General features: G+C 32.4%; 15 protein-coding genes, 3 pseudogenes and 3 other annotated features. Of the genes and pseudogenes, 9 read left to right on the forward strand and 9 right to left on the reverse strand.

Annotated features, from left to right (window positions below):
- Positions 1-20: 20 nt before the first annotated feature.
- Positions 21-260, reverse strand: a complete 240-nt coding sequence (yozV, locus tag BSU_18849) for a putative phage protein; putative defective prophage 6 (protein YP_003097736.1) — start codon at positions 258-260, stop codon at positions 21-23.
- Between the two features lie 170 nt (positions 261-430).
- Here yozV and yobD point away from each other — a divergent pair, with 170 nt between their 5' ends.
- Positions 431-769: a transcriptional regulator (phage-related, Xre family); putative defective prophage 6 gene (yobD, locus tag BSU_18850; RefSeq protein ID NP_389766.1), complete on the forward strand. Its 339-nt coding sequence runs from the start codon at positions 431-433 to the stop codon at positions 767-769.
- Positions 770-802: 33 nt separating this feature from the next.
- On the opposite strand, the gene yozH is transcribed toward yobD, so the two are convergent.
- Positions 803-1159, reverse strand: a complete 357-nt coding sequence (yozH, locus tag BSU_18860; RefSeq protein ID NP_389767.2) for a hypothetical protein; putative defective prophage 6 — start codon at positions 1157-1159, stop codon at positions 803-805.
- Between the two features lie 207 nt (positions 1160-1366).
- Here yozH and yozI point away from each other — a divergent pair, with 207 nt between their 5' ends.
- Both yozI and yobE read left to right on the forward strand, forming a co-directional pair.
- On the forward strand, positions 1367-1732 hold the full coding sequence (gene yozI / locus BSU_18870) for a conserved hypothetical protein; putative defective prophage 6 (protein NP_389768.1): 366 nt from the start codon (positions 1367-1369) through the stop codon (positions 1730-1732).
- Between the two features lie 221 nt (positions 1733-1953).
- The gene (gene yobE / locus BSU_18880; protein NP_389769.1) at positions 1954-2613 is read left to right on the forward strand and encodes a putative SOS response associated phage protein; putative defective prophage 6; all 660 of its coding nucleotides are present in this window, start codon (positions 1954-1956) and stop codon (positions 2611-2613) included.
- A 254-nt stretch (positions 2614-2867) separates the two neighbouring features.
- Here yobE and yobF read toward each other — a convergent pair whose 3' ends face one another.
- Complete coding sequence (gene yobF, locus BSU_18890) at positions 2868-3791, reverse strand: hypothetical protein (protein ID NP_389770.1); 924 nt, start codon at positions 3789-3791, stop codon at positions 2868-2870.
- A gap of 52 nt (positions 3792-3843) precedes the next feature.
- Positions 3844-4017, reverse strand: coding sequence for a hypothetical protein; putative defective prophage 6 (gene yozW, locus BSU_18898; protein YP_003097737.1), 174 nt, complete (start codon positions 4015-4017; stop codon positions 3844-3846).
- 144 nt (positions 4018-4161) lie between these two features.
- Here yozW and yozX point away from each other — a divergent pair, with 144 nt between their 5' ends.
- Positions 4162-4386 carry a putative phage protein; putative defective prophage 6 gene (gene yozX / locus BSU_18899; RefSeq protein YP_003097738.1) on the forward strand — a complete coding sequence of 75 codons (225 nt, stop codon included), beginning with the start codon at positions 4162-4164 and terminating at the stop codon, positions 4384-4386.
- A gap of 3 nt (positions 4387-4389) precedes the next feature.
- Here the strand turns inward: yozX and yozJ are convergent, their stop codons facing one another.
- The gene (gene yozJ / locus BSU_18900) at positions 4390-4845 is read right to left on the reverse strand and encodes a hypothetical protein (RefSeq protein ID NP_389771.1); all 456 of its coding nucleotides are present in this window, start codon (positions 4843-4845) and stop codon (positions 4390-4392) included.
- A 124-nt stretch (positions 4846-4969) separates the two neighbouring features.
- On the opposite strand from yozJ, the gene yozY reads away from it, so the two are divergent.
- The 4 genes and pseudogenes from yozY to phrK all read left to right on the forward strand — a co-directional run bounded on the left by yozY (position 4970) and on the right by phrK (position 7537).
- Complete coding sequence (gene yozY, locus BSU_18908) at positions 4970-5230, forward strand: putative transcriptional regulator from bacteriophage; putative defective prophage 6 (RefSeq protein ID YP_003097739.1); 261 nt, start codon at positions 4970-4972, stop codon at positions 5228-5230.
- Between the two features lie 777 nt (positions 5231-6007).
- Positions 6008-6148 (forward strand) — a sequence feature (Evidence 3: Putative function from multiple computational evidences; Product type h : extrachromosomal origin).
- Positions 6008-6148: pseudogene (yozZ, locus tag BSU_18909) on the forward strand. Its footprint overlaps the feature before it by 141 nt.
- A 154-nt stretch (positions 6149-6302) precedes the next feature.
- Complete coding sequence (rapK, locus tag BSU_18910) at positions 6303-7418, forward strand: response regulator aspartate phosphatase (RefSeq protein NP_389772.1); 1116 nt, start codon at positions 6303-6305, stop codon at positions 7416-7418.
- Positions 7415-7537 carry a secreted regulator of the activity of phosphatase RapK gene (gene phrK, locus BSU_18920; protein ID NP_389773.1) on the forward strand — a complete coding sequence of 41 codons (123 nt, stop codon included), beginning with the start codon at positions 7415-7417 and terminating at the stop codon, positions 7535-7537. The genes rapK and phrK overlap by 4 nt, the downstream gene beginning before the upstream one ends.
- A gap of 125 nt (positions 7538-7662) precedes the next feature.
- Positions 7663-8316 (reverse strand) — a sequence feature (Evidence 3: Putative function from multiple computational evidences; Product type e: enzyme).
- Here the strand turns inward: phrK and yobHc are convergent.
- From yobHc to yozL, 3 genes and pseudogenes are all read right to left on the reverse strand, one after another.
- A pseudogene (gene yobHc / locus BSU_18930) lies at positions 7663-8316 on the reverse strand. Its footprint overlaps the feature before it by 654 nt.
- A 36-nt stretch (positions 8317-8352) precedes the next feature.
- Positions 8353-8700: a sequence feature (Evidence 3: Putative function from multiple computational evidences; PubMedId: 12137951; Product type h: extrachromosomal origin), on the reverse strand.
- Positions 8353-8700 (reverse strand): annotated as a pseudogene (gene yobHm, locus BSU_18940). It overlaps the preceding feature by 348 nt.
- Complete coding sequence (gene yozL / locus BSU_18950) at positions 8693-8986, reverse strand: conserved hypothetical protein of phage origin; putative defective prophage 6 (RefSeq protein NP_389776.1); 294 nt, start codon at positions 8984-8986, stop codon at positions 8693-8695. Before yozL ends, yobHm begins: the two are co-directional and overlap by 8 nt.
- A 208-nt stretch (positions 8987-9194) precedes the next feature.
- Between yozL and yozM the strand changes: the two genes are divergently transcribed.
- Complete coding sequence (gene yozM, locus BSU_18960) at positions 9195-9530, forward strand: putative bacteriophage protein; putative defective prophage 6 (protein ID NP_389777.1); 336 nt, start codon at positions 9195-9197, stop codon at positions 9528-9530.
- A gap of 46 nt (positions 9531-9576) precedes the next feature.
- Here the strand turns inward: yozM and yobI are convergent, their stop codons facing one another.
- On the reverse strand, positions 9577-13182 hold the full coding sequence (gene yobI / locus BSU_18970) for a putative phage repair NTPase with transmembrane helices; putative defective prophage 6 (protein ID NP_389778.1): 3606 nt from the start codon (positions 13180-13182) through the stop codon (positions 9577-9579).
- Positions 13183-13365 lie beyond the last annotated feature (183 nt).

The following is a 13365-nucleotide window of genomic DNA, read 5'->3' on the forward strand; positions in this document are numbered from 1 at the left end:
CTGTATATCCCTCTTTAAAATTAAGCTTTAGATTGCTGCTGAAAGTAATAAAAATTGTACTTTTGATCAAACCCTTCTTCGCTACCACAAAGAAAAATAATGAATTCAATAAATGCGATAATAGAGGGGATACCAGTCCAGCAAAACAAAATATATAGAATACCTTGTCCTACTCTTCCCAAATAAAACTTATGTATTCCCAGACCCCCGAAGAAAAATGCTAATAATGCCGCTACAATTTTGTTCTTCTTGCTTACCATGACTTCCTCCTAGTTCATTGCTACCATTTTTAAAGTAATGCTTTCACATTATAATGCATTTTCCGCCAGAAATCGTGAAAATTTTGAAATTCTTTTGAGATTTTTTATTTTATTGAGAAATGAAAGCTCATATAATTGAACTAGATGGTTTTGGGAGGCATTTATTCAAAATGTATTGCCAAAGATTACGGCAATTACGAAAGGCACACAAATTAACAATGGAACAGTTAGCTGAGAAAATTGGAATTGCAAAATCAAGTTACGGCGGGTATGAAGCTGAAAGCAAAAAACCACCATTGGACAAGTTGGTTATTTTAGCTAGACTATATGATGTTTCAGTTGATTACATACTTGGATTAACAGATGATCCTGATCCTAAAGTGGAAAGAAAAAATCTAAAAGAGTTTTTAGAAAAACCAGATATTCACTGGGATGGATATAAACTTACCCCTGAGATATTAGATCCTATACGGAAAATTTTGAAGTTGGTTACTGCAAACAACAATTAAAAAAGCCCTCATAAGGGCTTTTGCATAAAACAATTATTTCATTGAATTTTCTGGACTCATTTCAAGAAGTTTATTCATGATGATAGCTAAACTTTCACCAGCTTTTTGTAGCTTCTCACCTGCTTTTATCAGAGTAATTAAAGCACTTAAAAAGTCCACTAAGCTATTTTGATTTATTGCAACTGTTTCTTTATAAGCTTTGTAAGCTTCTTCAAACTGATCAAATTGCACACCTTTCATAGCAACAACAGCTAATTTATCTGAAATATTTCCATATGACTCTGTTAAACTAAAAAATCTTTTGACATTGATTAGTAAGGCAATGCACTTTAAATAATCGTGCCCCAGACCAATATGTAAATTGCCTGCAGCAAACAGCAAATCGTTCAAAACTGTGTACGGTTCACCATTCCTTGCAACTGTCTCAATCCCTTTGTATAAGTATAATAAAAAGACAAATGAATTTTTATCTGTGGAACGCTCAGGTAATAAGGACACTATAATAACTTACTTTAAGCCAAAACATCCAAATAAAAAGGCTGGTTATAATTATTATAAAAATCAATAGGAACTATAAATATATAAAGAGGGATTGCTATGCCAAAATTATATACATGTTTAATTTGCGGATATAAAGGATTAATTCAAAACCCATTAAACAATGATGGTGAGTATCAAAAAACATTTGATATCTGCCCTTGCTGTGATTTTGAATACGGCTACAGTGAAGATCATGACGTAAGCTTAGGTTTTATTGTAACTCCAGATTATTTAATTGACGCTGCAATTCAGTTATACCGAAAACAGTGGATTGAGAATGGAATGAAAACTGCAAATCCTGAAGATATTCCAGAAGAATTAAGAAACGGTGACTGCTTAAAATTCGAGGTGTTGTTAAAGCAATTGAATAGCCTAAATCTCGATACTGAAAACTTTGAAATCAAGGGATTTAATGGTTATTAAGCAGATCCAAGCCCCCATATGGGGGCGTTCTTATTATTGTACAGTCTATCAGAACTATTTATAGAAAAACTATTTAATGTATTGTATAAATATCACTGACCTTTTCTTTCTCCATTCAACTTCCTTAACCCTCAACTGTTTGCTGCTGCATCACATTCCTCCTTTTTGATTTTTGTGTATCAAGCCTGTACAATATTCAAAAACCCTAAAGGATGATGAACATGTGTGGCAAGTTCACTTTATTTTCTGAGTTTGATGACATCATTGAGCAATTCAACATAGATCAATTCTTACCTGAAGGTGAATATCACCCTAGCTATAATGTCGCTCCTTCACAAAACATCCTGACAATTATCAACGATGGATCTAATAACCGTCTGGGTAAACTTAGATGGGGTCTTATCCCTCCTTGTGCTAAAGACGAAAAGATCGGTTATAAAATGATTAATGCTCGTGCTGAAACATTGGCCGAGAAACCCAGCTTTCGAAAGCCGCTCGGAAGCAAACGTTGTATCATACCGGCTGACAGTTTTTATGAATGGAAACGCCTTGATCCAAAGACTAAGATTCCTATGCGGATTAAACTTAAATCGTCGAATCTCTTTGCTTTTGCCGGCTTATATGAAAAGTGGAACACGCTAGAAGGCAATCTGTTGTACACTTGCACAATCATCACAATAAAGCCTAGTGAGCTTATGGAAGACATTCATGATCGGATGCCAGTTATCCTAACTGATGAGAACAAAAAGGAATGGCTAAATCCTAAAAATACTGATCCTGATTATCTACAAAGCTTGTTGCTGCCTTATGATGCTGATGACATGGAAGCATATCAGGTATCTTCATTAGTGAATTCACCTGAGCTCATTGAATCCCATTAAGTACCACTGCCATATCGCTTTATATACCACCTCCTCTTAGCTAATATGTTCTAAGTAGGAGGTGGTATTTTGTTTGTATCTCCAATGCTATTGCATTCAATAAAAGAGCCTTTTGATGACGAGAGCTATATCACTGAGCTTAAATTATCAAGACTAAAATTAAAATAAGGGCTCATACATAGTTGATATATATAATATGTATTGAGACCTTTATTGAACAAACGCCCCGTTTGTTAAAGTGGAAATCTCTATAATTAATAGCCGACTTTTAAAAGTTCCAATCTAAAATTATCCTCTAAATCGGCTAGCTTCATTAACTTCTCCGATATACCTTTCCAATCTTTATTTACAGACATAGAATGACATATCCCAAACACCTTAGCCTGTTCAGTCTTCAACACTGATAAATGTGAATGCCTATCTTTAAAATACATTGCATAATCGTTGGCCCTTCTTGCACTTAATTGGAAAAGGAAGAATGTTGTATGCCTTATAGTATCAGCTGTAATAGGGGCATTTAATAATTGATCAGCATAAAAACAAATTGCTTCCCTTCCAATTAACCCTATATCCACTTTTTCGAATTTCCGATAAGTTCTCTTAAAATAATCAATTGCTCTCTCGTATATTTCGTTATTGTCTAATGTGACAACCTTTTTTGCTGTAGACCAATATTTATTGATTCCTTTCCTATACGGAATCCTTTCCGCCATCCAAGCCTTCTTAAATTGGTCCAGTGATAATGGAACAAATGGAAAGCCTGCTGGATCTTGCACATAAATATTTTCATTATCCATTTGGTACCCTAGAACATAATGGTCAGAACCATTTAAATTTTTATGATTCGGATGGTATGTTAGCTCCCCCATATCTAAAGGGCCTAGAATGACAGGGTTTTGTTTGATTTGCTGTTTTAATAACGGAAATGGGTCATCTAAGTCACTAGCTTGCTGATGTTCTTCTGCAGTAAATCCAAGGATGTTTAAAGCATAATTGATACCATCATCAGGATCTCTCATACTAAAATAAAGGTTTTTTTCATATTCTATCATGGCACCTAACCCAACACCAGTTAATATCTCTACAAGTTGAGGAGATACATTTTCTCCTATTGATGAAAGAAACATTGCAGTTGAATTTGAATAACAGTAATGGCCATTTCCTATATACACTAACATCACCTCCGGGTAGATAAGTTAACCTTACAATTTTGAAAATTGAAAATCCATATTAAATTGCTCCGTTCTCGTATTCATCATCTGGATCATTTTTATCAACAATAATGATCTTCTCGCCAATCTCCGTTTTACGATCGACCTCTACGTATTCGCGCTTGATGCTGCTAAGTGTTTCGTCAGCCAGTACGTGAATCATTACAGTTGAGTTCGCTTTAATTTCCGTCATTTACTGCACCCTTTATATTTTTTTTATGTTTTTTCAATTCTTTTTAGATTTTCATATTGGATTTCACTCTTTTAATTATAGAGGCGTGTCATACACATGCCATCTAAGAGAGATAGGACAATTTTGTCTTGGAGGTGAAAGCTAATGAATTTTCTTCTTGATCTTTTTACAAATTGGACTTTTGATAAAGTCCTGGATTATACACTAGCTGCTGTAATTTGGTCTGTATTTAAATCCAGATCAAAGCAGAATAAGTATCCAGGCTATTTCGAGAAAATACGCCGCTATAGAAATTTACATCCCCTTCTGCGATCGTTATCGATGCGTGTACTTTTATCGATAACGATCCATCCTTATATGTTTAGTTAAAAACTATCTTTTATTTAGACTTAATGGGATAAAATCTTCATTGTAAAACTCTTCCCACTCAGCAATTAAGTTTCTATAATAGTTTTGGTTAGAGTCGGTTGGCATAGATTCAATATTGTCAAAACCATTAATACCGACATCTAATTCTACTGTCACTAATCCTTGGTAAAACTTCTTATAATTCTTTTTAATTACTTTGAAAAATTCAACATCAAAGAAGTCTTCATATTCAGTTGCTCCACTCCAAGAATCATAAGAGGACTTAACACGATAATTAAAAAGAACCAAAACTAACTCATCTTTCACATCTTTTGATATTTGCTCCATTAATTGATTTAGTCCTTCACTGGCATTAAAATCTACAATGCTTAATCGGAAGTCAATCCAAGTAACAGCTTCATCTTTTAACCTTCCTTCTCCGTCTTCATTCACTTCAATTAATACATATCTGTCAGCCATAATTCCCTCCTAATTTATTTGTTTAAAATCACGATTTTAACTATTTATGATCCATTAGTCACTTCCAAAGCAACTTCCATTTAACTCATAATTAATATATAAAATGTAAATGGAGTTGATATATTTGAACCTTCGAAAAATTTTATTGAGTTCTGCTTTATCATTAGGTATGCTGGTATCTGCTGCTCCTGTCTTGGCAACAAGTTCTTCGTCTGAAGTGATAGTAAAAAGTGATGAATATGATTATGACACCATATATCAGCTTAGCCCCCTACCAAACTTCAAGCCTTCTATTGAATACAATGGATATACTTATACTCTCACACGTTATTATTTCGATTACTCAATTCAGTTTTATACGGCTATTTATACAAAAGTTGTTTAAACTTATAGGGAGCTTTTTTAGCTCCTTTTTCACCTTTTTAAGCAAGATATTTCTTTCTATGCGGTCTTTTATGTATGAAATCAAATGCTTTCCCTAATTCCTTCTCTTCTGTTACCGCTGAGTCCATATCTTATATTGCATCTAAGGTTTAGTCAGTCGAGATCATTGAATATATAGTACTTTACTCAGAACATTTTGCTTATTAAGGACATAATAAGTGTTCGTATTAATTTTTCCTGTTACGATAACGATCAAAAACAAAATAATTTATCTCATTTTAAGACAGAAGTTATTCTGCTTTTTCAAAAAAATATTCTTGATTTTCCCTTTTTTAGATGCATCCATAAAGCATTCGATCATAACCATTATATGTAACTGAAATGCAGGTATAAGAGTTATTATATAGGGATTACACTACCATTATCTGGGGGTGTATTAACATCCAAATACTCAAAAGCAAGAACAAATGTACCCATAGCACTTCCATTTCCACACCCTATCCAAATTTTCATTTTCCTAATTCCACATCAAAATCACCCTTTTTCACATCGTAATCACTATCGTAAAAGCCTATAGTATCAACGTTTTTCCTTCTTAAAATTTTCTTTTTTTATAAATATCTTCCCAAAACAACCACTTTCCCCTACTCCCGCTTATGTTTTACGATCGTTTACCCCCTATTTACTAATTAAAGTATCAAAAATTCTTATGTTTACTGTCTTTTTAGCTCATTATAAATTTTTACGATAAGCAATTGCCTTTGCTTTTGGATATGACTTGACTGTATTTGGTGACGATTTAACAGAGAAATTTAATGCTCTTCTGACTTTTTTAACTGCATTGGGCATTATTGTTGATCCAACAACTCAAGGTATTTCTGATAGTGAACAAGCAATGGATTATGATTCACCGAGATAAACCCCATACCCTTCTCTTGATTGAGGAGGGTATTTTTTTCGTTTTTTCAAATGAAAAAATTGCAGAAAACTTTACATCCTTTTACAATTTTTTCAATGACTATGTTATGATTGTTTTCGAGAGATTTTTGAAATTTTCAGAAAGAGGGGTTTAAATGAGTAAGATCGCTTCTGAAGTTGTCGCTACTACACTGAATGACTGGTACATTGCTATAAAAAAACAAAAGGTTGATGAATCAATAAAATATTATTCAGAGATAAAGAAACTTTTTGATGAAATGGAAGAAGATCAAGAAGTTCTTGCGTATTATAGTCTATTAGAAGAAAGACATAAAATGTTGCTGCATTCTTCACGAGGAGAGCCTTTACAAAAGCACACCTATTTTACTGAAGACAATCAAAACTTCATAACAAAAACAAATGATAAATTAGAATACAACTTTTATTTATTTGAAGCAATGTACGAGGCATACAACAAAAACTATGATCGAGCAATTAACCTATATGGATTAGCTGAGAAAAAGCTTGCAGAAATTCCAGATGAAATTGAAGCAGCTGAATTTTACTCTAAAGTCTCTTACTTATATACTCTTGTTAAACAAAGCATTGTGGCACAACATTATATAAAAAATGCAATTTCAATATATAAGCGACACCCTGATTATAAATGCAAACTAGCTACATCAACAATGATTGCAGCTGCAAACTATGCTGATATGAAACGATTTGAGGAAGCAGAACAATATTACTTAGAAGCAATTGATATTGCAAAAGAAACAAAAGATGAATTTTTAAAAGCTCAATTATTTCACAATCTTAGTATCGTTTATTCTGATTGGAACAAACCTGATAAATGCATTGAATCTCTTGAAAAAGCAATAGGAAATGAATCTTGGTTACATTCGATTTATTATATAAATTCTTTATTCATGATGATTAAAGAACTCTTTAAAATTGACGAAAAAATGAAAGCCATTAATTTTTACAATAAAGCACAGGAAAGACTCATATTAATGGAGAATAAAGTATACGAAGCCAAAATCAGCATCCTGTATAACCTTTATTGTGGGGAATTAAAAAATAATTTCAATAATTGTATTAGTAATATTGAGTTTTTAAAACAGCAAAATGAACTTGAAAGTGTAGATGAATTGTCCTACATAGCTGCAAAAAGGTTTGAATCAATAGGTGCTTTTGAAGAAGCAACGAGCTTTTTCAATGCGAAAATTTGGGCTGAACAGAAAATGAATCAGGTGGAGGGAATCTTATGAAAAAACTTGTGCTTTGCGTATCTATTTTAGCTGTGATTTTAAGTGGAGTAGCTTTAACGCAATTGAGTACAGATTCACCATCTAACATCCAGGTAGCTGAAAGGCCAGTCGGAGGTTAAAAAAGGTTGATTAATTAATTTAGCCCTACTCAAACATTTGAGTGGGCTTTTATTTTATGATTTATGTCCACCGGTCAGCCCTGCTCTGTGGAGCGCAGTACCTGCAAACGTAACTGAGATACTTCTCACTGTTTTTTGCCCGAGTAAAACTTATTAAAGAACATCAAGCAACACTTATAAATATCCATCGTGATATTTGTGGGAAAATCAATTGTTTTGGATCGATGAAAACCACCGCCAAGCTCATCTTTACTGTATCCAATTCCTAGACTTATTGTTCGACCAACTTTATTATATGTACGTGCCCTTCTTGCGACTTCCTCACAAATCTCCAAGAGCACAGCTTTAATCTCTTCTCTCTTTGTATAATCCCTAAACAAAATCTGACTCTTACCAAAACTAATCTGCCCCTGCATCAATGGAGCTCCTATTTCAGATAAATCAATTCCGTGAGCATGATAGTACAACTGGTTTCCCATTATTCCGAACTTCTTTTCAAGCAGCTCTAAAGGAAATTTAGCTAACTGACCTACAGTTGATATACCCATTCGATTCAGATTTCTTTCCATCCTCCCTCCTATCCCCCACATTTTAGACAAAGGTCGAACTTTCCAGAGTCTATTTGGCACATCTTCATATCTCCAACGTGCAATACCACTCTTTGTTTTCTTACTCTCCAGGTCAAGTGCAAGCTTACTAAGCAACATATTGTCACCAATTCCAACTGTGCACATCAAACCAAATTCTCTCCACATGCTGCTTTGGATTGCTTTGGCCATTTCTTCAGGATTCTCTTTTCCTGCATCTAAAAAAGATTAATCAATTGAATACGTGTGGACACATTTTTCAGGAACAAATCTGTAAAACAGCTTTGTAATCTCAGTTGAAACTCTGATGAAAAGCTTCATTTGTGGATTTACAATGTATATTCTTGGATCTTCAGGTATCTCAAATAGTCTCGATCCTGTTTTGATTCCAAAATCTTTTTTAAGTGCAGGAGATGCAGCTAACACTACACTTCCCTGTCTATCCGTATTCCCTACAACGGCAAGATAACATGTTAAAGGATTAAGCCCCATTGCTACAGCCGATACAGAAGCATAAAAGGATTTCATATCGACACAGAGTATATTCTCACGTGGAAATTGTGAGTAATCAGTCATTGTATATAACTCTTATGATGTTATTCATGTTGATATAAACTGTATTGTCGTTCTGGTCTTTTACGTGAAGCTTTTGTTGTTCAAAATTAATGTAATGTACTCTGCCGGTAACATTTTCAACAAATCCCTTGTTAAAGAGTTTGAATTTCAACTCTTTATTAAATTCCAATGCCTCAGAAACGAGAATATCCATCTCATCAATTTGTTTGTCATCTAAAGATGGCTTTTCAACTTTTGATCCATCAATCAAATCTTGTTTAAGCTGTATTAATTGTTCTAGCATCATTGATGTCCATTGATAGTTCCTCGATCCCTAAACATATCGACTCACTCCTTGATTGATCTAATATCAACAGAACAAACGTTCCTTATTCAATATAGATCAGAACAAAAGTTCGATGTAAATGTTGGTAATAAAATATAAAGGTCAATAATGATATCCGTAGTATTAATAAAGGAGAGATTCTTTTCGACGAGGGAGAGTGTGATGGTGAATGAAGAAGAGGTTAATTGGATTTTTGGTCTTAGTTCCTGCTTTGATTATGTGGGGTATAACTTTAATCGAATCAAACAAAAAGACCCCTGTAGAAGTTTTAGAAAGTGCTTGGGATGAATTTGGGTTATTTAGTTTTGAAATTGGAATAACAGATCCGGCAATTACAATAGGCATGGATCAAACCAAAAGTGAAGCAAAACTCCGTGAATATTTAAAAGATAATCTGTCTAGAGAAGCCAAGGAAAAATATAAGATTTATATATTCAAGGATGATACTGATAAGCTGGAGAAAGAGCATCAAGAATATTTGAAAGAAAATAATCTCAATAAGTAAAACGCCCAGCAATTAAAACTGGACGTTAAAAAACATTAGTTATTCTTTATTTTTTTTTAGTATTCACACGTAATCTCTCTCTATCTTCTTTAAAAGAGGATATGTAGTTTTTAGACTCTAATGCAGTCACCAACGCTTTATTAGTTCTATTATTTGAGATCTTTATTCGTCTGCCTTTTTCAGCAATTTCAGAGTAAGGTTCCCCTATTTTAGTTAAAAATTCAGTAATTGATTCATTATCAATATGCTTTATTTGTCCAGCTAGCAACGATAACCTAGTATCCAATGTTGTAGGTGATTCAAGCAAAAAGGTTAGTAGTTCATTGGTGATTTTCAGGTTATGCTCATTAATAAAATAAATTGTATCTTTAAGAATATCATTATTTCCATCTGTCAAACAGTTAGAATTTAAATGTTGTACAAATATTTCTTTGTTAAATTGAGAGAGCTCGTTGCTATCTATGAGTTGCTTTATATCATTGGCATCAAGGGAAAAATCACCTTGTTTATCAATAAACTCGTCAGGGTTTCTCAAAGCGAGTTGGATATGAAGTGTATCAAAATTTAATTTTAACTCTTTAAAATTTTCCGGTGTTAGAGATAACAAATCATTATCAATCAATAATTTTGCTCTTTTTTCACTAACATTTCCGAGCGGAAAGTAAATCCAACTTTGAATACTAGCAATTAACACTTCGAATGTTTCGTCTGTAATATCCCGACTATTAATGATTTCTTCTGAGATATCTTCTAAAATCGCTTCGTCAAATTTATCATCAAACGCCTCTATATTATTTTTAGAGAGCTCTTTTCTATTAACAGGATTGTTTAAGAAAGCTATTAAGAAATCAGGCATTTTTTTATTGTATTCTACATAAGAAGTAATAACGTTTGACCAGCATGCAACCATTTTATTTTCACGGATCACAATTGGCCATAACTCTTTAATCAATTCACCAATATCCGAGATGGCAAAAGTTTTTTTCATGATCATTGCATGCTTTACTCTCTTATCTAAATCCTCCCGATTTAATAACTCCAGAAAACTTTCCTCTGGTTCCTCAATCTCCTCAGTAAGTAAAACTTTTTCAACAAATATATCAATATTGTCATTTACGTAATTGATAACAGCCTGCTGATCAGAGTTTTTAACTGCAGCATACGTTATATTGGGAGCATCATTTAAAATAACTGATAAAGTTTTGATATTAATTTCGTATAGATTTCGTTGAACAACAAAGTCATATATTGTTTCAGAATTTAGCAAATGATCCAAACTTTTAAATTTAACTTGGAGTTTTAATAGTAGTTCTTTTATTTTCTCCTCATCAGATACTAAGCTGAGAAGATTTAAGTACTTGGATAATGTGAAAGACATGACCGACTCTTTATTCATTCGGATAATATCAGCTATATCAGCATATGTAAGTATATCTGACAAGTATTCCTCTTTTTTCTGTTGTGTATAATTGGATCTAAGTTCAATAAAACTCCAAAAATCATCCCATTTACTAGATATCGATTGGATAAAGGCAGCTTTATTTATTGCCCTTTCTTTAAAACCATCTATGAATGTAACAGATTCTTTACTTCCATTTGCAAGTCGCTCAATTATGCTATCATAATAATTACGGTATTCAGAATGATCCATTATATAGTTTAAGAGATGAAAATTAAGTACCTCTATTTGCTTAAATTCAGCACCAACTAATTTGCTCATTATTTTACCGATATTATCCAGCTCAAAGCTGTAAGGCAATGACTCGTGGTTTTTAATACTAAATACAAATTTAATATCGGAAAGACTTAAACTTTCTGGATAGAAGTAAGTGATGTAATGGTTATACATTTCATCAATATATCCATGACGTAGCAGGTAAACAAGTAATTTTTTCTCGTAAAGCTTATCAGAAAATACATCCTTTGAATTCATTTTTGTAATTAATACTTGTAAAGATTGCGCTCTTATTTCTTGCTTTTCTCTCTCTAATTCCAATAGTTCTTTCTTGAATTTTTGGATTTCATTTTTCTCTATAGCCTTGATGGCATCTTCTCTTTCAAAGTAGTTCGGTTTCCGACCAAAAACAGTTGCAATTTCTTTAATTGTCGCTGGACCATTTCTATTTCTTAAATAACAATAGATAGTATCCGCATTTTTTAACTTCTCAAAAAACCGATCTTTATTAGATGTATTGCCTCTAAATACCTCGCCATCTATATTAATATCATAATTAGAATTCAAATTTGATATTTCTAATTCGCTCAAGTATATAAAATTTAATTCAGCAATTGATTTTAAAGACTCAACTTCTATATTCGCTAATTTCCTCTCTAATTGTTGTATTTTAGCATTAATTAATTTTATTTGTTCCTCAATTATAAGTTGTTTTTTTTGAAAGATTTCATATACCAACCCTTTGTTATATTGTAATTTAGAAAAATCCACAGGATAAATATTTTTGTAGATTATCATTGCTAACATTTTGTTAGGATCAAGATCAATTGCACTTAGTTTTTGTTGGTATATAACAAATTCATTAAAAATATTCTTTAATACTCTCATGTCATCAATGTAAATTGTTACATCCTCTAAGAAATGAGTGTTTATCAAATCAGAATATGGTGAATGTTTTATTTTCTTTTTAAGTATGTCTCCTGAATTAGATGCATTAATAATTGGTATTACTGGGATAATAAAATCAAAAAATTTTGTGCGGTCTCTAGTTAACTTTTCAGTGTCTGCATCTCCAAAAATATCATCTTTTATCGCATATATAAAAACAACACGTCTATCTATTTGTTCTGAATTATTTATAAGTTCATTTAATTCTCTTAATCTTTCAAAAATACCTATATTATTAAAGCGATCTAAGTCCTCAAATATTACAACATTATACTTGGAGGCTTCAAAAAAATATAATATTTCATCTAAATATTTATCAAATATAGAAGAGTTTTCTTCCCCTGTATTTTTTTCTAACGTTGTATTAGCAATTGTAACCTTATTCAATTTTAAGTTGGCACGGACAAAATGATAAATTCTTTTATATGCGAGTAGAGGATATACTATAAAGAACAGTGCTAATAATATAGTCAGTCGTATTTGTTGCTGATCTTCAGTACCGAGACTCCTTGAAACTAACGTCTCAGCATATATTCCTTTAAGTGCATCAGGTTTAAAAAGGTAGATGCCAACTATAATAAATGCAAAAAAGAAAATCAAATTTATAATTATGCTCTTAGTCCTTATATGCTTAATTCTTTTAAACCTAGAAAAGGGAATGGTTCTATCGTGTACCCGGTATATCATTTGTTGCAAGATGCTTTTCTCTAACTTATTCTCCATATCATCCGTATCTGTGTTGAATGTAGCTAAGGATATATTTAAGAAACTATATTCCCTGCTGTATTGTTTTTGAAAGGTATTTAATATGCTACTTTTTCCAGACCCGTAGGGACCAGTTAGGGCGATATTTTTCACTTTTTTATTTTCTAACCCCCAACTTAGTGCTTTAGAATATTTTCCATCAGTGTCGACATCATTGCTAGGAGAAAGATCTTCAAAAAGGCTTTCTTCCTTAACATTAGGTTCTTTTAGTCTAATCAGAAGTTTCTCTAACCACTGCACAAATTTTTTTTTGATTTCCCCCAAAAAAAACAAATCCTTTCTAAACTTTCAGGTGTAATACGAATTAATAAAACTGGAGCAAAGAACTAAATAAATGAGTATGTAGCAATGACAAATCATTTCTCTTCCATCTAATATAGTCCTTTATCGCCAGTTGAAATTCACTATTAATTGTAACATGAAAGGGCATTAAAAGTTTCTGAAAAA

This window comes from Bacillus subtilis subsp. subtilis str. 168 (genome assembly GCF_000009045.1).
GTDB lineage: Bacteria > Bacillota > Bacilli > Bacillales > Bacillaceae > Bacillus > Bacillus subtilis.

What these genes read in the sequence shown, in the direction of transcription:
- yobF (NP_389770.1), bottom strand. Translation starts at nt 3,791, where the DNA reads ATGTTAGTGTATATAGGAAATGGCCATTACTGTTATTCAAATTCAACT.
- yozI (NP_389768.1), top strand. Translation starts at nt 1,367, where the DNA reads ATGCCAAAATTATATACATGTTTAATTTGCGGATATAAAGGATTAATT.
- yozM (NP_389777.1), top strand. Translation starts at nt 9,195, where the DNA reads ATGAAGAAGAGGTTAATTGGATTTTTGGTCTTAGTTCCTGCTTTGATT.
- rapK (NP_389772.1), top strand. Translation starts at nt 6,303, where the DNA reads ATGAGTAAGATCGCTTCTGAAGTTGTCGCTACTACACTGAATGACTGG.
- yozL (NP_389776.1), bottom strand. Translation starts at nt 8,986, where the DNA reads ATGATGCTAGAACAATTAATACAGCTTAAACAAGATTTGATTGATGGA.
- yozW (YP_003097737.1), bottom strand. Translation starts at nt 4,017, where the DNA reads ATGACGGAAATTAAAGCGAACTCAACTGTAATGATTCACGTACTGGCT.
- yozV (YP_003097736.1), bottom strand. Translation starts at nt 260, where the DNA reads ATGGTAAGCAAGAAGAACAAAATTGTAGCGGCATTATTAGCATTTTTC.
- phrK (NP_389773.1), top strand. Translation starts at nt 7,415, where the DNA reads ATGAAAAAACTTGTGCTTTGCGTATCTATTTTAGCTGTGATTTTAAGT.
- yobE (NP_389769.1), top strand. Translation starts at nt 1,954, where the DNA reads ATGTGTGGCAAGTTCACTTTATTTTCTGAGTTTGATGACATCATTGAG.
- yobD (NP_389766.1), top strand. Translation starts at nt 431, where the DNA reads ATGTATTGCCAAAGATTACGGCAATTACGAAAGGCACACAAATTAACA.
- yozJ (NP_389771.1), bottom strand. Translation starts at nt 4,845, where the DNA reads ATGGCTGACAGATATGTATTAATTGAAGTGAATGAAGACGGAGAAGGA.
- yozX (YP_003097738.1), top strand. Translation starts at nt 4,162, where the DNA reads ATGAATTTTCTTCTTGATCTTTTTACAAATTGGACTTTTGATAAAGTC.